Below are 23,361 nucleotides of genomic sequence, written 5' to 3' on the forward strand. Positions count from 1 at the left end.
TTCATCGCGATTTTGGCCTCTGCAGGCCCTTTAAGCTCTTCAACAGCGAATCCGACACCTGCAGCCGATCTCTGGCTTCGGCCGCATCATTCGATCGGTCCCTTTCCAAACTGCGATCATCGCTGGAGTTCTGCGCATCGAGCTTTGCCCGCAGCAAGGCCATGACCATCGGCCAGGTCGAGAACTGCCCCTCTTTGGCTCGATCCGTCAGGCTGCGCAAATAGCCGCCGGCGTTGTTGATCTGGCCGGCCTTCTGGTAGATCGCGGCAAGGGTGATCGCCGCATGCTGCTCGCCCATGGCTTCGCGGGCTTCCCGCCAAGCGCTCGGGCTGATCCCCAGCATCGGCCGTGCGATATCCGCCGCCGCCAGCAGGTCGCGCCAGTGCCGGATTGCCCCTCCTTGTGCCAGCTCCCTAATTTCCGGGCAGGCGTCCAGCACGATCCCTAATGGCAACTCCCGTTTCGGCAGGCTCCGCACATTGTCGATTTCTGCAACGGTGCCGCCCGCTTCTGCTCTTTCTCCAAAGCAGTATTCAGATTCAAAAGTAGAGTCTGGTTTTGAATTCTGTATGTGGCGACCGCAATGGGACTCATTGGCGTCCGCATTCTGAACTTTTGCGAAAGATTCCAACACGTCACGAATTTCTGAGCATAGGGCGTGAAGTTCAACGCAAATATCCTCGACGACCTGTCTGGGCGCTGACCGCGGCAGTCGGCTGACAATCGCCTGGTAGGCTAGCTGTATCCTACTCCAATTACCTGGAACTCGCTCCTCGACGCCAACTTCGATGAGCTTTACGATGTCCCGGCGAAGCAGTGTTAGCTGCTCCTTGGCAACCCGGAAAGCCTTCTTCTCAGCAAGGACGGCGTCAGCAATTTCGCGAAATTCTTGCGCACGGGCGACGATCGGCGAAAGATCGAAACCAAAAGCCTGCTCGATTTCTCCCCCCCTGCCCTTGCGGGCGAAGCGCTTGCCGTTGGGGCTGTCGCGACGAATGATCAGACCGCAATCTACTAGGACGGCGATGTGCCTGCGAAGCGTCGTTGGGGGCATGCCATTCGCCCGGGCAGCTAGTTGCTCATTCGACGGCCAGACGACAAGTTCTGCGTCAACGGCGAGTGTGGTTTCCGGATGGAATGACAGCAGGGCGTTGAGGATCGTGAGCGATCGGTCAGTCGCCCCGAGAGGCTCCTTGGCCTCTCGGATGCTTTGGAACACTTGCCACTTTTGGACAGCTGCTTCCGGCTTGACCGCTCTTACTGCGATTTGCCTTGAAATTTGGCCAAGCGTCATCGGCCGCCGCCCAAAAGGCGTCGTTACAACAGTCTCTCTCATGCCTTCGCCTTTAAGCGACGGACAAAGTCGGTTTGGACCGCGAGCTACGATGTTCGGATTTGACAGCCGAATCAGAGAGGGCTATTGTTTCTTCGCTACAAGGAACAAGGGCTCTCGAGTTGGTTTGCCGCTCGGGGGCCTTTCGCTTTTGTCGTTCTTCGCTTCCTTTCCTCTTTTATCCCGATCGAGCGGATCGGCACGCATGCACGAACCTTGGCAGCTGCCAAGATTTTATGAATCTCGACTCGCTTTGTAGCGCTCTACAAGAGCGGGTAATTCACTCCGAACAAACTCAGCGAATCCCGGCGCATGAGTGGGATCCACCGTTATCCGCACTTCGGATGACGTGAAATTCGCGGTCCCGAGTTTACTGCCGCTCGCATCCACAACGTTCACAGTTTCCAACTTTTTCCGCGTTTTCGCGGCAGCTGCGTTTAATGCCAGCACAAATCGGTCATCGGATTTAGAACCCTTGGCATCTGCCAAGGTTTTGCGCACTCGGTCGACAGCGTCGTCGTCAGAGCAGGCCTTTGCCAATGCAGTCCATCGTGTCCGTCCCGCCTTCGGCGCCCGGCCGATCGCTCTCATCACATCTTCCGGTACTATCCGGCAAACCGTTCTGAACCTTGCCAGTTCAGGGTCATCAACGGCCAAAGCCGCACGGATATCGCGAGCTTTGACGCCTGCCGTTTCCATCCCAGCCGCGAACAATGCTTTCTCTGCCCAGGTGAGATCCTGGCGCGCCGAATTCTCCATGCCTTGCGCGATGACAAGCTGCCGATCATCAAGACTTCCAACCTTGGCCTTGACCTTCAATCCAAGCTCGCGTGCGGCGCGCAGTCGTCGGTGTCCATAACTCACCTGATATCGAGCCGGGTCCGCAGGATGCCGCCGCACCAAAATAGGCATCATTTGTCCCTCTGAAGCGATAAGCAACTTGAAGGCTTCGAACGCCTCTTCATCGTCGTCAATCAGCCGGTCAGGGAATGGGGAAGGGTCGACCAATTCCGGATCGAGTTCCAGCTCGCCGCTCGCCTCGAGCTGGGCCTTCAACTCTTCCCTCTCCTCCCGCAATTCTGCGAGCGTGCGCTGTGTCGCACCTATCACCCCAGCAACACGCGAACTCGACGTTGTCGGCTCACTCGGAGCATTTTCTTGCTCTAACTCCCTCTGCTGTGGAGTGTAGGAGGCGAAGTTTGCGAGAATTGATTTCCGTCCGGGTTGCTTGCTCATGGCCTGCCCCAGCTTCGTTCAATCAAATCGACAATTCGCTGATTGACGGAGTCGATCGATTCTCTTGCGCGCTTGACCGTGTTCGCGCCAATGTTCCCTGGCTCCAGTTCATAGAGTGTCCGTTTGGCCAATCCCGCGGTCTCGACAGCACTGCTCTCCACAGCGGTTGGTGTCAAAACATCGTCTCCAAACAAGCTGCGCATCATACCGACGACATGCACCTGTGACTGGTCGTTAGGATCATGACGAGTGATGAGATAGCGAAGGAAGTCCTGCTGCATTTTCGCACCGGCGTCGCGAATGACGCCAATCAGGTCACCCATCATCAACAGGAACTGGCTCATCGACATGACGTCGAGCATGGCGGGGTGGACGGTCACGATGAGCCCTGTCGCGGCATAAATGGCGCCGAGGGTGAGGAACCCGAGGGAAGGGGGGGTATCCAGTACCACTACGTCGTAGTCGCTCTCCACTTCCTCGATGGCAAGCCGGAGCCGTTCAAAGAAGATTTCACCAGTGCCGATACGACGGTCAGCGAGAGCCCGAGGGGTCTCATGCTCATACTCCATCACCTCGATGTTGCCCGGAATCAGATCAATTCCCGCAAAATATGTCGGCCGAATGATGTCACGCATTGCGCGCCGATGCTCGTCGTAGCGCAGCGCTCCATAGATCGTCTCATTGTCATCGACGTCCATCTCCGGCTGGGCCCCAAACATCGCGGACAGTGATGCTTGAGGATCCAGGTCGATGGCGAGGACCCTGAACCCGTGTAGCGCGAGATAGTGCGCCAAGTGGGCGCTGGTTGTCGTCTTCGCGCTACCGCCTTTGAAGTTTGCAACCGCCAGCACCTGCAAATGTTCACCAGTGCGCCTGCGGGGCAAGAAGCGGCGGGCGTCGGACGGACGAGAATGCGCGAATATCTCGCGCAACTCGTTGATCTGCTCCAAGGTGTATGCTCGGTGATTGTTTTCAAGCCGCGCCGGGACTGGACCCTTGCCCTCGATTGACATCGTTCTCAGAGTCGATTCCGGGATGTTCGTGAGCTTGGAAACTTCATTTGTCAGGAAGTAGCGGAGCTGCTTCTGGGCGTTTGGCGGATACATTTGTTCGCGCCGGGCCTGCAACTCGGACGAGAGAGTTCTCGCGTGACGAATGATTTTGTCGGCGGGATCCTCGCCGATTTGTGCTCTCGCTAAGTTCGACATTGTTGCTACTGGACCTTTCTGACGGGCAAAGGCCGATCTAATGCCCTTTTGCCGTCAAAGATAGCGCATGATTCCAGCCGCGCGTCCAGCAGTTTAAGGTTAACGAAACCTTAACACATTTGGCTCTTACCCGTTTGAAACAGCGATTCACGTAACGATTCCCGTAGGTTAGCTAAACCACAGGGGTTAGCACCAATTTTCTCGATCTGCAGATCTGCATGTCTCATCCACATGTGCGAGGGCCTCATCAGCGTCACTAAACCGCGATTCGGCAGAATCACCGATATGCAGATCTGCACATAGCCACAGCCGAACCGTGGTGATTTCTATCGGCGCAAATCGATTCTCACGGAGGGGATCATGCGCTTGATTGCCGTTACGCCGGACCTCCACGGGCAGTATTCCGGCCTGCTCAAAGAGATGCATTGCCTTCGGGCAAATGTCTTCGGATCGCGCCTCGGCTGGGAGGTGACGACCACCGGCCACGGTGAACGGGACGAGTACGACGATCTTAGGCCCACCTATATCCTCGCCACCAAATCCGGCACGGTCTGCGGCTCGGCACGTCTCCTTCCCGCAACCGGCCCCACCATGCTGCAGGACACGTTTCCCCAGTTGCTGGAGGAGGGAGATTTGAAGGCCCGTGCCGGGATGATCGAAAGCTCGCGCTTTTGCGTCGACACCTCGCTTGAGGCGGGGAGGGAAGGGCACCTTCACCTTGCGACGCTAACCATGTTTGCCGGCATCATCGAGTGGTCGATGGTAAACGGCTACAGCGAGATCGTCACCGCGACCGACCTTCGCTTCGAGCGCATCCTGAAACGCGCCGGCTGGCCGATGACGCGACTGGGCAAACCTGTGGCGATCGGCAACACGATGGCGGTCGCAGGCAGCCTGCGGGCCGACTACGCAAGCTTCGAGCGCGTCCGACCGGCCGGTTACCGATCCTCCTTCTCCGGAATCGGTGCCGCCTCGGCCAGGAGCGCGGCATGACCCAGCTTCGTTCTCATTCCCGGCTTGTCCGCAAACTCCAGGACGCGCTTGGCGACCAGCTTTGCGTGGCCCTCGACGACGCGACCGTCGTCGAGATCATGCTGAACCCGGATGGGCGCCTGTTCATCGAACGGCTCGGCCACGGTGTCGCGCCGGCCGGCGAGATGACGCCCGCGGCCGCCGAGGTGGTCATCGGCAGCGTGGCGCATGCGCTGCAGTCGGAGGCCGATCACGAGCAGCCGATCATCTCCGGCGAGTTGCCGATCGGCGGCCATCGTTTCGAAGGCCTGTTGCCGCCTGTGGTTTCCGCACCAATGTTCACGATCCGCCGCCGCGCGTCACGGCTGATCCCGCTCGACGACTATGTGAAGAGCGAGATCATGACCGAGGCGCAGGCCTCGGTGCTCAGAAACGCAATCGCATCGCGCTTGAACATCGTGATCTCCGGCGGAACAGGCTCCGGCAAGACGACGCTTGCCAACGCCGTCATCGCTGAGATCGTCAAAACCGCGCCTGACGATCGCATGGTGATTCTCGAGGACACCGCCGAAATCCAATGCAAAGCCGAGAATGCGGTCCTGCTGCACACCAGCGACAGTGTCGATATGGCGCGGCTCCTCAAAAGCACGATGCGGCTCAGACCCGACCGGATCATCGTCGGCGAAGTGCGCGACGGGGCGGCGCTGACGTTGCTCAAGGCCTGGAACACCGGCCATCCCGGCGGCGTCACCACCGTTCACTCCAATACGGCGATGTCAGCTCTGCGGCGTCTGGAGCAGCTCACGGCCGAGGTGAGCCAGCAGCCGATGCGCGAGGTGATCGGCGAGGCGGTCGATGTCGTTGTCTCGATCGAGCGGAGCGGACGAAGCCGACGCGTCCGCGACGTCATCCATGTTGAGGGGTTCCGGGGCACGACCTATCAGACTGAACATTACGCCCAGATCGATGAGGATATCCATGCCGCCTAAGCGTCATCATGCATTGACCACATGCTTTACCGTTTTCCTGTTGTCGCTGATGCTGGTTTCGCCCGCGCTTGCCTCATCGGGCGGCGGCGGACTGCCTTGGGAAGGTCCGCTCCAGCAGATCCAGCAATCGATCACCGGCCCGGTCGCGGGCTTCATTGCGCTGGCCGCCGTCGCGATCGCCGGCGGCATGCTGATCTTCGGCGGCGAACTCAACGATTTTGCGCGGCGCCTTTGCTACATCGCGCTCGTCGGCGGCGTGCTGCTTGGGGCCACCCAGATCGTCGCCCTATTCGGAGCGACCGGCGCTTCGATCGGAAGCCTCGAGCCGGTGACGTCGGAAACCCCAACCACGCAGACCGCCGTCCTCGGCCGGGAAGGGGAGGGGGCTCATGGCTGAGACCGGCTCCAACCTCGTCCGCTCGCGCATCCACCGCGCCCTGTCGCGCCCCAATCTCCTGATGGGCGCCGATCGTGAACTCGTGCTGCTCTCGGGTCTTGCGGCCGTGATCCTGATCTTCGTCGTGCTCACCTGGTATGCGGCGATCTTCGGGATGGCGCTGTGGCTCGTGGCGATCGGCGGACTTCGCATCATGGCGAAAGCCGATCCGCTGATGCGCCGGGTCTATCTCCAGCACATATCCTACAGGTCCTGCTACCGCGCCACGTCGACGCCGTGGCGGCGCTATTGAGGCCGCGACCATGGTAGCTTTGAAGCCTTTCCGTCCGTCCGGACCCTCGTTTTCCGACCTCGTTCCCTATGCCGGGCTCGTCGACAATGGCGTCATGCTCTTGAAGGACGGCAGCCTAATGGCGGGCTGGTATTTCGCGGGACCGGACAGCGAAAGCTCGACGGAGGCCGAGCGAAACGAGGTCAGCCGCCAGATCAACGCGATCCTTGCCCGTCTCGGCTCCGGCTGGATGATCCAGGTGGAGGCGGTGCGCGTGCCGACGACCGATTATCCGGCCGAGGAGGATTGCCATTTCCCCGATGCGGTGACGCGCGCGATCGACGCGGAGCGGCGGGCGCATTTCGAACGAGAGAAGGGGCATTTCGAAAGCCGGCATGCGCTGATCCTGACCTGGCGGCCACCCGAACCGCGACGCTCCGGACTGACCCGCTACGTCTATTCGGATGCCGCCAGCCGCTCCACCACCTATGCTGACGGAGCGCTCGACGCGTTTTCGAGCTCGATCCGCGAGGTCGAACAGTATCTCGCCAATGTCATTTCCATCCGCCGCATGCTCACGCAGGAGGTCGAGGAGCGCGGCGGTTTGCGGACCGCGCGTTACGACGACCTCTTCCAGTTCATCCGTTTCTGTGTAACCGGCGAAAACCATCCCGTCCGCCTGCCCGACATTCCGATGTATCTCGACTGGCTGGTGACGGCCGAGTTGCAGCACGGGCTGACGCCGACCGTCGAGAACCGGTTTCTCGGCGTCGTGGCGATCGACGGCCTGCCGGCGGAAAGCTGGCCGGGGATCCTCAACGCCCTCGATCTAATGCCTCTCACCTATCGCTGGTCGTCCCGCTTCGTCTTCCTGGACGAACAAGAAGCGCGCGCCCGGCTGGAGCGCACCCGCCAGAAGTGGCAGCAGAAGGTTCGGCCCTTCTTCGATCAGCTCTTTCAGACGCAAAGCCGCTCGCTCGACCAGGACGCCATGCTGATGGTGGCCGAAACGGAGGACGCGATCGCGGAAGCGGCCTCTCAACTCACCGCCTATGGCTACTACACGCCCGTCATCGTCCTCTTCGACGACGAACAGACGCGTCTGCAGGAAAAGTGCGAGGCCGTCCGCCGCCTGATCCAGGCGGAAGGGTTCGGCGCCCGGATCGAGACGCTCAATGCGACCGACGCCTTTCTCGGCAGTCTTCCCGGTGTGTCCTATGCCAATATCCGCGAGCCGCTGATCAACACCCGCAATCTCGCCGATCTCGTTCCGCTGAACTCGGTCTGGTCGGGAAGCCCGGTTGCCCCTTGCCCCTTCTATCCGCCGGGAGCACCGCCGCTGATGCAGGTGGCATCCGGCTCGACCCCGTTCCGGTTGAACCTGCATGTCGACGATGTCGGCCATACGCTGGTGTTCGGTCCGACCGGCTCGGGCAAATCAACGCTGCTCTCGCTGATCGCCGCACAGTTCCGCCGCTATGCCGGCGCGCAGGTCTTCGCCTTCGACAAGGGTCGCTCGATGTTGCCGCTCACCGAGTCGGTCGGCGGCAATCATTATGAGATCGGCGGCGATACAAGCGGAGAAGGGGAGGGGGCTTCCGCGAGCCTCGCCTTTTGCCCGCTCGCCGGGCTCGCAACCGATGGCGATCGCGCCTGGGCGGCCGAATGGCTGGAGACGTTGGTGGCTCTTCAGGGGGTCACGGTGACGCCCGACCACCGCAACGCCATTTCGCGACAGATCGGATTGATGGCGAGTTCGCGCGGCCGGTCGCTGTCGGATTTCGTGAGCGGCGTACAGATGCGCGAGATCAAGGACGCGCTGCATCATTACACCGTTGACGGGCCGATGGGCCAACTGCTCGACGCGGAAGAAGACGGCCTGACGCTCGGCGCCTTCCAGTGCTTCGAGGTGGAAGAGCTCATGAACATGGGCGAGCGCAACCTGGTGCCGGTGCTCACCTATCTGTTCCGCCGGGTCGAGAAGCGGCTGACGGGCGCCCCAAGCCTCATCATCCTCGACGAGGCCTGGCTGATGCTCGGCCATCCACTCTTCCGCGACAAGATCCGCGAATGGCTGAAGGTGTTGCGCAAGGCTAATTGCGCGGTGGTGCTAGCCACCCAATCGATCTCGGATGCGGAACGCTCCGGCATCATCGATGTCCTGAAGGAAAGCTGCCCAACCAAGATCTGCCTGCCGAACGGGGCGGCGCGTGAACCCGGCACGCGGGAATTCTACGAGCGGATCGGCTTCAATGAACGGCAGATCGAGATCGTCGCAACCGCGCTTCCGAAGCGCGAATATTACGTCTCGTCACCAGACGGACGCCGGCTCTTCGACATGGCGCTTGGGCCCATCGCACTCTCCTTCGTTGGCGCTTCCGGCAAGGAAGATTTGAAGCGCATCCGTGCGCTTCGCCTCGAACACGGGGCCGACTGGCCTCTTCACTGGCTGCAGCAAAGGGGGATTGCCCATGCGCAAACATATCTTCACAGCGCCTGATCGGCGCACCGCCGTTGCCGCTTTGGCCATTGCGGCGGTCGCGTCAGTTTCGATCCCCGTCCCAGTCCGGGCGGGTGGCGTCACCGGCGAGGCGACGGAGTTCACCCAGCTCGCCAACAATGCCGAGCTGATCTCGCTGGTCGGCAAATCGGCCGAGCAGGTGAACAACCAGATCACCCAGATCAATCAGCTGGCCGAGCAGATCCAGAACCAGTTGAGGATCTACGAGAACATGCTGCAGAACACGGCGCAGCTGCCGGCCCATGTCTGGGGTCAGGTCGAAAGCGATCTCAACCGGCTTCAGAGCATCGTCGGGCAGGGGCAGGGCATCGCGTTCTCGATGGGCAATATCGACGATACGCTCAAGCAGCGGTTCCAGAGCTATGCCGAGATGAAGAGCAGCCTGCCCGACCAGGCGAATTTTTCGACGACCTATCAGTCCTGGTCCGACACCAACCGGGACACGATCGCCGGCACGCTGAAGGCCGCCAATCTCACGGCCGAGCAATTTTCCAGCGAAGAGAGCACGATGTCGTCGCTGCGCACGATGTCCGAAAGCGCCGACGGCCAGATGAAGGCGCTCCAGGTGGGCCACGAGATCGCCACTCAACAGGTGGCGCAGATGCAGAAGCTGCGCGGCCTCGTCTCGCAACAGATGACCATGATGGGGACCTGGTATCAGTCGGAACAGGCGCAAAAGGACTTGGCCCAGGCGCGGCGCGAACAGTTCTTCAACGCGCCCGAGACCGACATGCGCGGCGGCCAGACGATGGAGCCGCGCTGGTGAGCCCGCGTCTGATCATCGCCCTTGCCTTCGCGGCCATTGTGCTTGGCGCCGGATTGAGCTGGATACTGATCCAGCCTCAGGCCGTCGCCCACTCTGGCGTCGGTGCCGGCGCCAGCGCATCGGCCACGCATCCCGTCTCCGACGCCGAGCGGCGACAATATCGGGAAAAATTCTTCAGCGGCGACCCGAAGCGCGACGTGCGCGGCGGACAGGAAATGAAACCCCGATGGTGATCGTCCGCCCCTGCCGCAAACTCGAACTCGTCTTCGTCGCCATCGGCCTTGTGCTGCTGGCGAGCGCGCCGGCCCTTGCGCAGCAGGGTGCGGTCCTCACCACCCTTGAGAACCAGGTTTCCGCGGCGGCCAAGGGGTGGGAAACGACCATCATGAACGCGGCGAGATCGCTGTTCTGGATTCTCGCCGGCATCGAGGTCGGGATTGCCGCTGTCTGGCTTGCCATCAATGCCGCCTCGCTCGACGCCTGGTTCGCGGAACTCGTCCGCCGCATCCTCTTCATCGGGCTTTTCGCCTTCGTTCTCGATCAGGGTCCGGCACTCGGCAGGGCGATCGTCGACAGCCTCTACCAGATCGGCGCCGGCGGCGGGTCGGCCTCACCTGCCAATATCTTCGACGCTGGCATTCGCGTCGCCTCGAAAATGTCGGAGCAGGCGAAGTTCGGTGTCTTCGAGGACAATGCGCTGGCGATCGCCGCCGTCTTCGCCATGATCGTGGTGGTCGTCTCCTTCTCGCTGGTTGCCGCGATCTTCGTCGCCGTCATGGTGGAGATGTATATCGGCCTGCTTGCCGGCATGATCATGCTCGGGCTTGGCGGTTCCTCATACACGAAGGATTTCGCGATCCGCTATCTCGTCTATGCTTTCAGCGTCGGCATGAAGCTGATGGCGCTGGTGATGATCGCCAAGATCGGTTCCGACATCCTGCTGGGCCTGGCCGAAGCCCCGACCGCGACCTCCGACCAGTTCATCACGACGCTCGCGATCGCCGGGATTTCCGTGGTGGTGTTCGTCATCGCCATGTACGTGCCGCCGATCATCCAGGGCGTGGTACAGGGCGCGTCGGTCTCCGGCGGCATGGAGGCGATCCGCCACGGCGGGCAGGCGGCCTCGTTTGCCGCGGGTGCTGCCTTCCTCACCGTCGGCGCCGCAAACCGGGGTTACCAGGCAGCGGGTGCGGCAAGGGCCGGTGGAGCCTCGCTTGCGGGTGCGGCGCTGAAGGGAATGGAAGCCGGTCTCGGCGGGGCAGCTGGCGCCGTCGGATCGGCGGCGAAGGAAAAGACGATCGCGTCACCCGGCGCTTACGCCGGCTCATTGCTCGGTCTTGCCAACGCCAAGCTCGATAATGCGAAGAAACCCGGCAAGCCGGTGACATCGCCGCCGCCCCTCCATGAAAACACCTGATCGAAAGCCGACGCCCGCATGTCTCACCGCATTCCGCCCGATAACCCCTATCTTGCCGCCCGCAACGAATGGAACGAGCGCTACGGCTCCTATGTGAAGGCGGCGTCTTCATGGCGCATCGTCGGCATCACCGGCATGGTCATGGCAGTGATCGGCTTTTCCTATGCGCTTTATCAGAGCACCGAGGTCAAGCTCGTCCCCTATATCGTCGAGGTCGACAAGCTCGGCTCGGCGGTCACCGCCGGTTTGCCGCAACAGATCGAGTATGCCGACCCGCGCGTGGTACGCGCCACCCTGGCCGGCTTCGCGTCGAACTTCCGGTCCGTGACCCCCGACGCCGTCGTCCAGAAGCGCTATATCGACCGGACCTATGCGCTGCTTCGAACCTCCGATCCGGCGACCGAGAAGATCAATGCCTGGTTCCGATCGAACTCGCCCTTCGAAAAGGCGAAGAGCGCAACGGTCGCCATCGAGGTCAACAATGTGGTGGCGCTCTCGAACCAGTCCTATCAGATCGACTGGACCGAGTTCGAACGCGACCGCAAGGGCAAGGAAACAGCCCAGCGCCGCTTTCGCGGCATCGCCACGGTGACGCTCACCCCGCCCCAGGACGAGGCGGTCATTCGTCTCAACCCGATCGGTCTCTATCTCCGCGACTTCGACTGGACAGCACAGCTTTGAAAGGCCGGCCCACATGAATATGACAACGACCATCCGCCGCGCCGGACCGATGCTTGCGCTGGCAAGCGGCCTGATCCTCGCCGCCGCCATATCCCCGGTTGCGCTTGCCGCTGACGTCTCCGCCAACGAAGCGAAGGGGATCGACATTTCCGGCAAGTGGCGGGGACACCGCGGCCTGGTGACGAGGGGCGATGACGGCAAGGTCGTCTTTCTCTATGGCGAGGTCCAGCCCTCGGTCGTCTGCTCACCCTTGCAGGTCTGCGATATCGAGCTGCAGCCGGGAGAGGTAGTGCGAGACGTGCTCGTCGGCGACACGGTGCGCTGGAAGGTCGAACCTGCGACATCGGGGGCTGCCGGCGGCCAGGCGATCCATCTGATCGTCAAGCCGTCAGAGCCAGGCCTTGTCACCTCCATGGTGGTGACGACCTCTCGGCGCACCTACCATATCCAGCTCAAATCCCATCCGACCCAATATATGGCACGCGTAGGCTTCGAATATCCCGAGGACGTGTCGGCCAAACTCGCAGACATCAATGCGAGACTGGAGGCGAGCACCATTCCTGGCGCCGGCATCCCCCCGGAGCGGCTGAGTTTTGCCTATTCCGTCTCGGGCAGCGCCGGCTGGCGGCCGACGCGCGTCTATAGCGACGGCGAGAAGACCTACATCCAGTTTCCGCGCAGGATCTCTGGCGAGGATGCGCCGGTTCTGTTCGTCGTTTCCGGTGGGCAGAACCGGATCGTCAATTACCGGATGAAGAACGACATGATGATCGTCGACTACAATGTCGACCGCGCTGTGCTCGTCTCGGGTGTCGGCTGGAGACAGCAGAAGGTCACGATCAGACGAGGAGGGCGGTGATGCGCATCCTCCTTCCCCGCCTCCTCCGCAGCTTAGCCTCGGCTTGCACCCTCGTCCTCCTCCTTTCCGGATGCCAGTCGTCGGGGGTCGGCGGGCTTTTGGAGAGCGACGCGCGGCCGTACATCTCCGGTCCGGCGGCAAGTGCGATCGCCGGCGACATGGTGAGCCAGCTCGCCGAACAGATCGGACCGGGCAAGGCGACGATTGTACTGAAACCCGATGGCTCGCCCTTCGGACAGGCGCTGGAAGCGGCGCTGAAAGGCTGGGGCTATGCCGTCGTCACCGACCAGAAGACGGATCAAGGCACAAACGTCATTCCGCTCGCCTATGTGGTCGTGCCCTTCGAGGGACAGGTGCTCGCCCGGCTCTCGACCGATACGGTCGAACTCGGACGCGCCTATGCGATAACGGCCAACGGTGCTGCGCCGGCAAGCGCGCTTTCGCTCCTGAAACGCGGTTGAGGGGAGGATACCATGGTACAGTCCCTCAAACTTGGCGCCGCCGCCAACGAGCAGGCGCAAACGGGCATGCGCCGGATCAATCGTCTGCCGATCGTCATCGTGATCGTGCTGGTGACCGCCTTCCTCGGCATCATCTTCTACGGGCTTTCCACGCGCGGACTGTTCTTCAACAAGGATGCGGGCCTGGAGACCAGCAGCGGAACGCCCGCCTCGACCTTCGCCGATCAGATAAAGCGCGGTGTCACAGACGGCATCATTGGCGATCCCGAACAGCAGATGACGTTCCAGCCGACGCCGGTCGAGAAAAGCGATGACAAATCCGCCAATCCCTTTGTGGCGCAACCGGCGAGCAAGGAAGAGACACCAAAGACGCAGGAACTCGAACCGCAGGCGGTCTGGCGGGCGCGTCTGCAGCGTGAGCAACAGGAGCAATATCTACGCGAGCGACAACGGCAGCGTATGGCACGGCTGCAGGCGAGCGATGCCGCCTATGACGCCCCGATCGCGATCGACCGCGGCAAGCTGCAGACGAATGCGAAATCAAGCGATCAGGCATCGGCCGACAAGAGCACAGTGGCGTCGAACACCAGCGCCGCCTTGCCCGACCTTTATGCCACAGCACTCCAGAACGGCCTGACCGGCCAGGACGCCGATCAGAATGGCCAACGCTCGAAAGAGGATTTCTTCAACAGCGATCTCAAGGAGCTCGGCTATCTGCCCAATCGCGTCGTGCCGCAACAATCGCTCTTTGAGCTGAAGCGCGGTTCGGTGATCCCGGCGACGCTGATCACGGGCGTCAATTCGGACCTTCCGGGCCGCATCACGGCGCAGGTCAGCCAGAACGTCTATGACAGCGCCACCGGCCACCGGCTGCTGATCCCGCAAGGCGCCAAACTGTTCGGCCGATATGACAGCAAGGTTTCGTTCGGGCAAAGCCGCGTTCTGGTTGTCTGGACTGACCTGATCTTCCCGAACGGCTCAACACTGCAAATCGGCGGCATGGCCGGCACGGATGCCGAGGGATATGGCGGCTTCCATGACAAGGTGAACAACCATTACTTCCGAACTTTCGGTTCGGCGGTGCTAATCGCGCTGATCGGGACAGGCATCGATGCCTCGATGCCTGAAAGCTCGACCCTGGCGACACAAGAGACGGCCTCGGATGCCGCAAGGCGGAATTTTGCGGAAAGCTTCGGGCGCGTCGCCGAGCAGACGATCAGCCGGAACCTCAATGTTCAGCCCACGCTGGAGATCCGGCCCGGATACAAGTTCAACGTCGTGGTCGATCAGGACATGGTGTTTCCTAGCTCATACAGGAATTGATCATAAGCGCGAATTTCCGTGCACCTTTTGTCCTTGAGTGCCGTGCTGCATGAAGTGTCCACCTAACGGAGATGGACACCAAGTGATTGAGAGTGATGAAGGTCGGCTGGTTATCCGGCGGATTTTGCGAAACGGCGGACAGCGGCATGACGCAGCGTCGGAGGCACGCCTTGTTGCGGCGAGCCTCGAGCCGGCTGCGTCGGTTTCGCGGATTGCACTGGACCACGGTATCAATGCCAACCTTTTGAGGAAATGGATCAAGCAAGCAAGAGAGGCTGGTCGTAAACGTCGGCCCTCGGCATCGGCGTTTTGGCCTACTGCCGGGTTTTCGGACACCGAGTTAAGCTAATCCGACCTTGTTTTCAAATTCCATCGGGCTGAGATAGCCCAGTGTCGAATGGCGTCGCTTCGGATTGTAGAAGCGCTCGATGCTCGGCATCATTACCCGAGCGGTTCTCCGCCTGGTCGAATTGGAACCGGCAAGAGCTGTCGCCTTGCTGTTGGTTCAAGATGTTGCTGCTGCGCGCCAAGTGTTCCGATCTTTGGAGCGCAAGAAAGGTCTCGCCGCTATCGAGGGGATGTGGCCAGACTATTGGAGATTCGCTAAGCAAGTGACAGGTCTTGATCCCTTGCAAAAGATCCCGGTCAACGACCAACTCGTCCTTCTGGTAAAACCCGCGGATGGGAGGGGACTGCGCTGTCCAACGCACTTCTTGCCGGTCTGAAGGCAATGGCAGAGCGAGGAGTGATTCTTGATAGGGTGGTCGCCCAATCCGAATCTCAAGCGAACGACTTCTGGGCTCTGCGCGAGGCCAATACGGAACTCTTCCGTTACTTTCCAACACTTCACGGTTTCGATATCAGCATTGGCGTGAGCGAGACGGAGACGTTGCTGAGAACGATCAGCAGCGTACTCGGGCCAAAGCGCGAAACCTTGTGGTTCGGTCATTTGGGAGATGGAAACTGCACTTGTCCGTGAGCAGCGCTGAATCTGACCTCGATCAAGAGATCGAGATTGCCGTCTATGGAGCCGTTCGAGAGCTGGGGGGCTCGGTTTCTGCAGAACATGGGATCGGGTCCGACAAGCTGCCGTGGCTCCGGTACAGCCGAAACGGATCCGAAATCAAACTGATGCAGTCCATTCGAGAACTGATCGATCCCAACGGAATCATGAATCCCGGTCGTACTATTCCGATGGAACAGTGAAAGTCTGGCAGGCCAGAAGGCACGCGACGCAGGACAGATACAGGGGAAGCTTCAAACCGGATTGCGCATCGCTTGCGTCAACTTATTATACAGGTGACACAAGCGTGAATTGGAACGTTGCCGATCGTGATTTGGCAAATCTTGGCTAGTGCCTTACGGCAGAGCAAGGACTGCTTCGATCTCAACCTTAGCACCCTTCGGCAGGGCTGCGACTTCATAGCATGCTCTAGCGGGATACGGCTTCCTGAAGAAGGTGGAATAGACACGATTCACGTCTGCGAATTGTCCTATGTCGGTAAGGAGAACTGTCGTCTTTACTGTCGCTGCCAGATCCGTTCCGGCGGCCTTTGCAATCGCTTCGATATTGCGAAGGCACTGCTCTGCCTGAACAACTGGGTCATCGGATTTGAATTCACCGGTCGAAGGATCGATTGGAAGCTGACCCGAGACAAACAGGAGATTTCCAACCCTGATTGCCTGCGAGAATGGGCCAACGGCACCGGGAGCATCAGTTGTAGAGATTTCAGTCAGCATTTGCGTCTCCTGCGTTTGTAAGGTTTGAATGACGATGAATCAGGCGTAGCGGCTGATCGCGAGGTCGGTTGCATCGATTTCAGCCTTGCGGCCGCTGACCAGATCGCTGATGACGCGGGCGGAGCCGCAGCTCATCGTCCAGCCGAGCGTGCCGTGGCCAGTGTTGAGGAACAGTCCCTGGACTTTTGTCGGACCGATAACGGGTGTGCCATCCGGCGTCATTGGACGAAGACCGGACCAGAAGAGCGCCTGGGACACGTCCCCACCGGGGAAGAGATCGGTTACGGAATGCTCGAGCGTGCGGCGGCGGGTAGCACCGAGGTCGTTGGTATAGCCTGAGATTTCGGCCATACCGCCGACGCGGATGCGGTCGCCGAGGCGGGTGATGGCGATCTTATAGGTTTCGTCCATGACGGTCGATTCCGGTGCGCGGGTGGCATCCGTGATCGGGATCGTCAGGGAGTAACCCTTGACCGGATAGACCGGTAGCTTGATGCCGACCTGCTTGAGCAGCAACGGCGAATAGCTCCCGAGCGCCACGACCACGGCATCGCCGTGCACCGGCGCTCCGTCCGTCACGATGCCACGTACGCGGCCGCTTTCGATGTCGAAGCCCTTGACGGTGGTGCCATACCGGAACCAGACGCCAAGTGCCGCGGCCTTTTCGGCCAGCGCATTGGTGAACTTGAAGCAGTCTCCTGTTTCGTCCTTTGGCGTCAGCAGACCCCCGACGATCTTTTCGCGGACGTGCCGGAGAGCCGGTTCAACCCGAATGCAGCCATCCGGATCCAGAACTTCATATGGGATGCCGTCTGCGGCAAGCGCCTTCACGTCCTTGGCGGAAGCGTCGAGCTGGTCCTGCGTGCGGAAAAGCTGCAGCGTTCCCTGCATGCGCTCGTCATAGGCAAGGCCCGTTTCCTCGCGCACGGCGGCAAGAGCCGTCCGGCTGTAGTCGGCGAGGCGGAGCATGCGGCTCTTGTTGATCGCGTAGCGCTCCGTGGTGCAGTTCGCCAGCATCTTGAACATCCACGACAGCATGGCCATGTCGAGTTTCGGACGCAGGATCAGCGGCGCGTGTTCCATGAACAGCCACTTCATGGCTTTCAGCGGAATACCGGGTGCGGCCCAGGGGGAGCAATAGCCGAACGATACTTCGCCGGCATTGGCGAAGCTTGTTTCGAGTGCCGGGCCGAGCTGGCGGTCAACGACGATGACCTCATGTCCGGCCTTCGCGAGCTGATAGGCGGACGTCACGCCGACTACGCCGGCGCCAAGTACGATGACTTTCATGAATGCCTCAATGACGGAAGAGAATTGTTAGCGGTATTGGCGACGGTAGCGATGGCCGAGACTGGTCAGCATTTCGTAGGAGATCGTTCCGGCGTCTGCCGCCAGCATCTCCAGCGTCTGGCTCGGGCCGATGACTTCGACCAGGCTGCCCAGTGAAAGCGTGCCGGCGGGCAGGGCGGAAATATCGATCGTTATGCTGTCCATCGATACGCGGCCGACGATCGGCAGGCGCACGCCATTGTAGTAGACGGCGCCGCGATCGCTGAGGCTGCGCGGCAGCCCGTCGGCATAGCCGGCAGCAAGCGTCGCAAGCCGTGCCTCGGTCTTGGTAACATGTGTTGCGCCATAGCCGACCCGAGCCTCGGCGGGAACGGTCCGGGTCTGGATCACCGCCACGTCGAGGCGGACAACTGGTTCCATCGAATTGGTTCCGCCGTTGTTCGGCGCGCCGCCATAAAGGACGATACCAGGGCGAACGAGCGTGCCGTGATATTCGCTGCCGAGGAAGACACCGCCTGAATTGGCAAAGCAGACGCTGAATGCAGGAAACTCTTCAGCGATCTGGCGCATTTCCGAGAGCTGGTCGCCGTTCTGCTGGCTATCTGCGTCGTCGGCCGAGGCCAGATGGCTCATGATAAACAGGATTTCGATGTCCTGATTGTTACGCAGTTCTTCGGCCAGAAGGGCGCGTTCTTCCGGCGGAAAGCCCAGCCGCGACATGCCGGTGTCGAATTGCAGTACGGCGGGCAGACGATGACTGAGCGCGCGTGCGGTCGCGGTCCATCGGTGCAGCTGTTCCATCGAGTTCAGCACCGGAATGATGCCGGCCTCCGCAGCTGGTGGTTCGTTGCCCGGCTGAAGACCGTTGAGGACAAAGATGCGGGCTTCCTCGGAAAGGTGTGGCTTGATCTCGGTCGCCTCGCAGAAGTGAGCGACGAAGAAATGCCGGCAGCCGGCGGCAAAAAGCGTGGCTGCGACTTTCGTGGCGCCTAGTCCGTAGGCGTCGGCCTTGATCACTGCGGCCGCCTTCGCCGGGGAAACCGAGGCGGAAAGCTTCTCGTAGTTACGGCGGAGGCCGCCGAGATCGATGGTAAGATAGCCGGATGCTCCAACTGCACTCGTCATCTCGCGAATGCAGAAGTGCGGAATCACACTGTTCATGCCTTGCCCTCGTTTCCAGAAGTCTATTGAAACGATTGACAAATTTCCTGCCACTGTGCAGTTTATTATTGCCTATTTGTCCATACTCCGCAATTATCAGCGAGTTTTTGGAATATTCTGCAATGTCCTCAATCGACGCGATCGACCGAAACATTTTGCGGTTCCTTCGACTGAACGCTCGCATGAGCAATGTCGATCTCGCTGCCGAAGTGGGGCTTTCCCCCTCCGCGTGCTTGAGACGAATAAAAAACTTGGAACATGCCGGGATCATCCGCGGCTACACGACACTAGTCGATGCGTCGAACGCAGAGGCTACAATCGCCGTCATCATCAACATCACTCTAGAAAAGCAGACCGAAGACTATTTGGATCGCTTCGAAGCTGCCGTCCGAAAGCACCCAGAGGTCCGCGAATGTTATTTGATGACTGGCGGCTCGGACTACTTTCTTCGGGTGGACGTCGCGAATGCGGGCGAGTTTGAAGGCATTCATAAAGAAATCCTATCGAAGTTGCCCGGCGTCCAGCGGATTCATTCCAGTTTCTCAATCCGCAATGTATTGGCAAACCAAGATCGAAACCGACGTTGAATTCTGGAGACCCGCCCAGGCAACTTCTCGAAGGGCCTCCTTTGGCACGACAAAAGCGTAGTGCGGGCAGGTCACCATTGGATGCTGCTGACTATGACAAGCAGAAAATGCGTGATGTCAGAGCTCGCTGACAGAGCTGGTCACAACCCGGTCTATCTGCCCGACGTATCAGTTGGAGTACGGCGTCCGCCATTTGAGCAGAATTCGACTACAGCGCTCACGAACTGCCTAATCATCGGTACATGGCGGCGAGCGTCCCACGCAACGCTGATCTCAAAACTCGCGTGAGGATCGGAGATCGGAACCGCGACAATGTCTGGAGGAAACACGTCTTGGATAGCCGCACCGTAGAGCGTGATTCCGCGCTGAAGGGATACGAGTCGCAGAAGCACGGGTATGCCGTCTGTCTCCGATCGCCTCAACTCCAAGAAACAAGCAGGTCCTTCGCGTCGATCTGGTCGCCGGCCTTGACCAGCACTTCCGAGATCGTACCGTCGCGGTCGGCGTGCAGCGCCGTCTCCATCTTCATCGCCTCGATCGACAGCAGCACGTCACCGGCCTTGACCGACTGGCCCGCAGCCACGGCCACGGTCGAGATGACGCCCGGCATCGGCGCGCCGACATGACCGGCATTCGCCGGATCGGCCTTGCGGCGTGCCGCGCTGCCGGCCGCACCATGGGCGCGATCCGGGACCTTGATGCGGCGCGGCTGGCCGTTGAGTTCGAAGAACACCGTCACCATGCCCTTGTCGTCGGTGGCACCCATGGCCTGGTTGACGACGACAAGCGTCTTGCCCTTTTCGAGATCGACGAACAGTTCCTCGCCGGCCGGCAGACCGTAGAAGTAGTAGGGCGTCGGCAGCACGGAGACCGGACCGTAGGTGTCGGCGGCCAGCGCATAGTCGGTGAAGACCTTCGGATACATCAGGAAGGAAGCGAGCTCGATGTCGCTGATCTTGCGGTCGAGCTTCTCCTCGATCGCCTTGCGCTCGGCTTCGAGGTCGGTGTCTTCGAGCAGCGAGCCCGGACGCACGGTGTAGGGCTGTTCGCCCTTCAACGCCTTCTTCTGCAGACCCTCCGGCCATCCGATCGGCGGCTGGCCGAGATCGCCGCGCAGCATAGAGACGACTGACTCCGGGAAGGACACGTCCTTCGCCGGATCGACGACGTCTTCAACCGTGAGATCCTGGCTGACCATCATCAGCGCCATGTCGCCGACCACCTTGGAGGACGGTGTCACCTTGACGATGTCGCCGAACATCTGGTTCGCATCGGCATAGGCCTGGGCCACTTCGTGCCAGCGGGTCTCGAGGCCGAGCGAACGGGCCTGCTCCTTGAGATTGGTGAACTGGCCGCCCGGCATTTCGTGCAGGTAGACTTCGGAAGCCGGCCCCTTGAGGTCACTTTCGAAGGCGGCATACTGGTTGCGCACGGCCTCCCAGTAGAACGACAGGCGACGGATCCAGTAGGGGTCGAGACCCGGATCGCGTTCCGAACCGCGCAGCGCCTCGACGATCGAGCCAAGACACGGCTGCGAGGTATTGCCCGACAGGCTGTCCATCGCCGCATCGACCGCATCGACGCCCGCCTCGACGGCGGCAAGAACAGTCGCGGCCGAAATGCCCGAGGTGTCGTGCGTGTGGAAATGGATCGGCAGGCTGGTCGCTTCGCGGAGCGCCTTGAACAGGATCCGCGCCGCAGCGGGCTTCAGGAGGCCGGCCATGTCCTTGACCGCGATGATATGCGCACCGGCCTTTTCCAGTTCGGCCGCCAGCGCGGTGTAGTACTTGAGATCGTATTTCGGCCGGGCGGAATTGAGGATGTCACCCGTATAGCAGATGGCTGCCTCGCAGAGCTTGTTCTCCTCCGCCACGGCATCCATCGAGACGCGCATGTTCTCGACCCAGTTCAGGCAGTCGAACACGCGGAAAAGATCGATGCCGCCGGCTGCGGCCTGGCGCACGAAATACTTCACGACGTTGTCGGAATAGTTCTTGTAACCGACGCCGTTCGCCCCGCGCAGCAGCATTTGCAGCAGCAGGTTCGGCGCACCCTCGCGCACGAGCGCGAGACGCTCCCACGGGTCCTCCGTCAGGAAGCGCATGGATACGTCGAAGGTCGCACCGCCCCAGCATTCGAGCGAAAGGAGGTTCGGCAGGGCCCGCGCGTAGGCACCTGCGGCACGCGCGATGTCATAGGTGCGCATGCGGGTCGCCAGCAGCGACTGATGGCCATCGCGCATCGTCGTGTCGGTAACGAGCACGCGGGTCTCATTGCGCATCCATTCGGCGAATTTGACCGGGCCGAGCGTGTCGAGCAGCTGCTTGGTACCGTCCGGGATCGGCGCGTCGATGTAGGGTACGACGGGCTCGGCCGCGTCCTCGGGCGGACGCGGGCGACCCTTGGCTTCCGGATGCCCGTTGACGGTCACGTCGGCAAGATAGGTCAGGAGCTTCGTTGCACGGTCCTGGCGCTTCACCTGGGCGAAAAGCTCAGGCGTCGAGTCGATGAACCGGGTGGTGTAGCTGTTGTCGCGGAATTTCGCGTGACCGATGATCGCCTCGAGGAAGGTGAGGTTGGTCGCCACGCCGCGGATACGGAATTCGCGCAGCGCACGGTCCATGCGCTGGATCGCCTCCTGCGGCGTCGGCGCCCAGGCCGTGACCTTTTCGAGCAGCGGATCGTAGTAACGGGTGATGACTGCGCCCGAATAGGCCGTGCCGCCGTCGAGGCGGATGCCGAAGCCTGTCGCACCACGATAGGCGGTGATGCGGCCGTAGTCCGGGATGAAGTTGTGCTCGGGGTCCTCGGTGGTGATGCGGCACTGCAGCGCATGGCCGTTCAGCCGGATGTCCGACTGGGCCGGAACGCCGGATTCCGCCGTTCCGATCGCGTGTCCGTCGAGGATGTGGATCTGCGCCTTGACGATGTCGATGCCGGTCACGACTTCGGTGACCGTGTGCTCGACCTGGATGCGCGGGTTGACCTCGATGAAGTAGAACTTACCGCTGTCGGCATCCATCAGGTATTCGACGGTGCCGGCGCCCACATAGTTCGTGGCCTGGGCGATCTTCAGCGAGTAGGAGGCAAGCTCCTGCCGCTGTGCCTCGCTAAGATAGGGAGCGGGAGCGCGTTCGACGACCTTCTGGTTGCGGCGCTGGATTGAGCAGTCGCGCTCGAACAGATGGACCACGTTGCCGTGCATGTCGCCGAGAATCTGGCTCTCGACGTGACGGGCCTTCTCGACCAGCTTTTCAAGATAGACTTCGTCCTTGCCGAACGCTGCCATCGCTTCGCGCTTCGCCTCGGTGACTTCGCGAGCCAGGTCCTTCGGGTCACGGATCGCACGCATGCCTCGGCCGCCACCGCCCCAGGATGCCTTGAGCATCACCGGATAGCCGATCTCCTCGGCCATGCGGGCGACTTCCGCCATATCATCGGGCAGCGGATCGGTCGCCGGAACCACAGGGACGCCGACAGAGATCGCAAGATTGCGCGCCGCCACCTTGTTTCCGAGCTGCCGCATGGTCTCCCCGCGCGGTCCGATAAAAGTAATGCCTGCATCGTTGCAGGCATCGACAAACTCGGGACTTTCGGAAAGGAGGCCATAGCCCGGATGAATGGCGTCCGCGCCCGAAAGCTTGGCCACACGGATCACCTCATCGATCGACAGGTAGCTTTCGATCGGTCCGAGTTCACGGGCCAGGTGAGGGCCACGTCCAACCTGATAACTCTCGTCTGCCTTGAATCGATGGAGGGACAGTTTGTCCTCCTCCGCCCATATCGCAACCGTCTTCAAGCCAAGTTCATTGGCCGCGCGGAACACGCGAATGGCAATTTCGGATCGATTGGCGACTAGGATCTTGGATATGGGCAAGTCGGACTCCTCAATGACTTGATGAACATGTGGTCTCGGAGACCGTAGGGACTTACAGCGGTTGCCACTGGCATTCTCAGCTATTATCTAGCCTACGTCGCAAAGCTTCGTAGCCAGCGGGCAAAAATGCGCCCGCATCCCACCGGTCTGCGACTGCCCGCGGAAGAAAGCGCCTGTCGCCGTTCAGACGACAGGCAAGTTGGCCCAGGGGGCGGGGAACTTAATCCGTTGAGAAACAGGAAAGTTGGTGCCGCGCGGCACATCACCGCCTG

General features: G+C 61.0%; 22 protein-coding genes and 1 pseudogene. 16 read left to right on the plus strand and 7 right to left on the minus strand.

Annotated elements, in window-relative coordinates; genetic code table 11:
* Position 1: 1 nt before the first annotated feature.
* The 3 genes from repC to repA all read right to left on the minus strand — a co-directional run bounded on the left by repC (position 2) and on the right by repA (position 3,777).
* Positions 2-1,336 (minus strand): plasmid replication protein RepC, encoded by a 1,335-nt coding sequence (gene repC / locus AC1Q6Z_RS30135; protein ID WP_192321194.1) that lies wholly within the window; start codon positions 1,334-1,336, stop codon positions 2-4.
* Between the two features lie 231 nt (positions 1,337-1,567).
* Entirely contained in the window at positions 1,568-2,569 is a 1,002-nt protein-coding gene (gene repB, locus AC1Q6Z_RS30140; RefSeq protein WP_192321196.1) for a plasmid partitioning protein RepB, read from the minus strand.
* Positions 2,566-3,777 (minus strand): plasmid partitioning protein RepA, encoded by a 1,212-nt coding sequence (gene repA / locus AC1Q6Z_RS30145; RefSeq protein WP_192321198.1) that lies wholly within the window; start codon positions 3,775-3,777, stop codon positions 2,566-2,568. Before repA ends, repB begins: the two co-directional genes overlap by 4 nt.
* Positions 3,778-4,137: 360 nt before the next feature.
* Between repA and traI the strand changes: the two genes are divergently transcribed.
* The 15 genes and pseudogenes from traI to AC1Q6Z_RS30220 all read left to right on the plus strand — a co-directional run bounded on the left by traI (position 4,138) and on the right by AC1Q6Z_RS30220 (position 15,640).
* A complete protein-coding gene (gene traI / locus AC1Q6Z_RS30150) occupies positions 4,138-4,770 on the plus strand; it encodes an acyl-homoserine-lactone synthase (RefSeq protein WP_192321199.1) in 633 nt (210 codons plus the stop codon).
* Complete coding sequence (gene trbB / locus AC1Q6Z_RS30155; RefSeq protein WP_192321201.1) at positions 4,767-5,738, plus strand: P-type conjugative transfer ATPase TrbB; 972 nt, start codon at positions 4,767-4,769, stop codon at positions 5,736-5,738. Before traI ends, trbB begins: the two co-directional genes overlap by 4 nt.
* On the plus strand, positions 5,728-6,135 hold the full coding sequence (gene trbC / locus AC1Q6Z_RS30160; protein ID WP_192321203.1) for a conjugal transfer pilin TrbC: 408 nt from the start codon (positions 5,728-5,730) through the stop codon (positions 6,133-6,135). Before trbB ends, trbC begins: the two co-directional genes overlap by 11 nt.
* A complete protein-coding gene (locus AC1Q6Z_RS30165; RefSeq protein WP_192321205.1) occupies positions 6,128-6,427 on the plus strand; it encodes a conjugal transfer protein TrbD in 300 nt (99 codons plus the stop codon). The genes trbC and AC1Q6Z_RS30165 overlap by 8 nt, the downstream gene beginning before the upstream one ends.
* Before the next feature lie 10 nt (positions 6,428-6,437).
* Positions 6,438-8,906 carry a conjugal transfer protein TrbE gene (locus AC1Q6Z_RS30170; RefSeq protein ID WP_492650149.1) on the plus strand — a complete coding sequence of 823 codons (2,469 nt, stop codon included), beginning with the start codon at positions 6,438-6,440 and terminating at the stop codon, positions 8,904-8,906.
* Entirely contained in the window at positions 8,878-9,693 is an 816-nt protein-coding gene (trbJ, locus tag AC1Q6Z_RS30175) for a P-type conjugative transfer protein TrbJ (protein ID WP_492650150.1), read from the plus strand. Before AC1Q6Z_RS30170 ends, trbJ begins: the two co-directional genes overlap by 29 nt.
* Positions 9,690-9,926 (plus strand): entry exclusion protein TrbK, encoded by a 237-nt coding sequence (gene trbK, locus AC1Q6Z_RS30180; protein ID WP_192321207.1) that lies wholly within the window; start codon positions 9,690-9,692, stop codon positions 9,924-9,926. Before trbJ ends, trbK begins: the two co-directional genes overlap by 4 nt.
* Entirely contained in the window at positions 9,920-11,110 is a 1,191-nt protein-coding gene (trbL, locus tag AC1Q6Z_RS30185) for a P-type conjugative transfer protein TrbL (RefSeq protein WP_192321209.1), read from the plus strand. The genes trbK and trbL overlap by 7 nt, the downstream gene beginning before the upstream one ends.
* 18 nt (positions 11,111-11,128) lie before the next feature.
* Positions 11,129-11,791 (plus strand): conjugal transfer protein TrbF, encoded by a 663-nt coding sequence (locus AC1Q6Z_RS30190; protein WP_192321211.1) that lies wholly within the window; start codon positions 11,129-11,131, stop codon positions 11,789-11,791.
* A gap of 19 nt (positions 11,792-11,810) precedes the next feature.
* Positions 11,811-12,650 (plus strand): P-type conjugative transfer protein TrbG, encoded by an 840-nt coding sequence (gene trbG / locus AC1Q6Z_RS30195; protein ID WP_192321290.1) that lies wholly within the window; start codon positions 11,811-11,813, stop codon positions 12,648-12,650.
* Positions 12,650-13,111: a conjugal transfer protein TrbH gene (gene trbH, locus AC1Q6Z_RS30200; protein WP_192321213.1), complete on the plus strand. Its 462-nt coding sequence runs from the start codon at positions 12,650-12,652 to the stop codon at positions 13,109-13,111. The genes trbG and trbH overlap by 1 nt, the downstream gene beginning before the upstream one ends.
* A gap of 12 nt (positions 13,112-13,123) precedes the next feature.
* Positions 13,124-14,434: an IncP-type conjugal transfer protein TrbI gene (gene trbI / locus AC1Q6Z_RS30205; RefSeq protein ID WP_192321215.1), complete on the plus strand. Its 1,311-nt coding sequence runs from the start codon at positions 13,124-13,126 to the stop codon at positions 14,432-14,434.
* Between the two features lie 49 nt (positions 14,435-14,483).
* Positions 14,484-14,783 carry a transposase gene (locus AC1Q6Z_RS30210; RefSeq protein WP_246765511.1) on the plus strand — a complete coding sequence of 100 codons (300 nt, stop codon included), beginning with the start codon at positions 14,484-14,486 and terminating at the stop codon, positions 14,781-14,783.
* Between the two features lie 79 nt (positions 14,784-14,862).
* The gene (locus tag AC1Q6Z_RS30215; RefSeq protein WP_192321219.1) at positions 14,863-15,159 is read left to right on the plus strand and encodes a hypothetical protein; all 297 of its coding nucleotides are present in this window, start codon (positions 14,863-14,865) and stop codon (positions 15,157-15,159) included.
* A gap of 5 nt (positions 15,160-15,164) precedes the next feature.
* Positions 15,165-15,640: pseudogene (locus tag AC1Q6Z_RS30220) on the plus strand (FAD-linked oxidase C-terminal domain-containing protein).
* A 153-nt stretch (positions 15,641-15,793) separates the two neighbouring features.
* On the opposite strand, the gene AC1Q6Z_RS30225 reads toward AC1Q6Z_RS30220, so the two are convergent.
* From AC1Q6Z_RS30225 to alr, 3 genes are read right to left on the minus strand one after another with little or no spacing between them, the layout of a single operon-like run.
* Entirely contained in the window at positions 15,794-16,174 is a 381-nt protein-coding gene (locus AC1Q6Z_RS30225; RefSeq protein ID WP_192321225.1) for a RidA family protein, read from the minus strand.
* 39 nt (positions 16,175-16,213) lie between these two features.
* The gene (locus AC1Q6Z_RS30230) at positions 16,214-17,464 is read right to left on the minus strand and encodes a D-amino acid dehydrogenase (protein WP_192321226.1); all 1,251 of its coding nucleotides are present in this window, start codon (positions 17,462-17,464) and stop codon (positions 16,214-16,216) included.
* A 27-nt stretch (positions 17,465-17,491) separates the two neighbouring features.
* Positions 17,492-18,625, minus strand: a complete 1,134-nt coding sequence (gene alr / locus AC1Q6Z_RS30235; RefSeq protein ID WP_192321228.1) for an alanine racemase — start codon at positions 18,623-18,625, stop codon at positions 17,492-17,494.
* Positions 18,626-18,747: 122 nt separating this feature from the next.
* Between alr and AC1Q6Z_RS30240 the strand changes: the two genes are divergently transcribed.
* The gene (locus tag AC1Q6Z_RS30240) at positions 18,748-19,212 is read left to right on the plus strand and encodes an Lrp/AsnC family transcriptional regulator (RefSeq protein ID WP_192321230.1); all 465 of its coding nucleotides are present in this window, start codon (positions 18,748-18,750) and stop codon (positions 19,210-19,212) included.
* A gap of 418 nt (positions 19,213-19,630) precedes the next feature.
* Here AC1Q6Z_RS30240 and pyc read toward each other — a convergent pair whose 3' ends face one another.
* Entirely contained in the window at positions 19,631-23,089 is a 3,459-nt protein-coding gene (gene pyc / locus AC1Q6Z_RS30245) for a pyruvate carboxylase (RefSeq protein WP_192321232.1), read from the minus strand.
* Between the last annotated feature and the right edge of the window lie 272 nt (positions 23,090-23,361).

It is taken from the genome of Shinella sp. GW835-FHT14H05 (genome assembly GCF_058793575.1).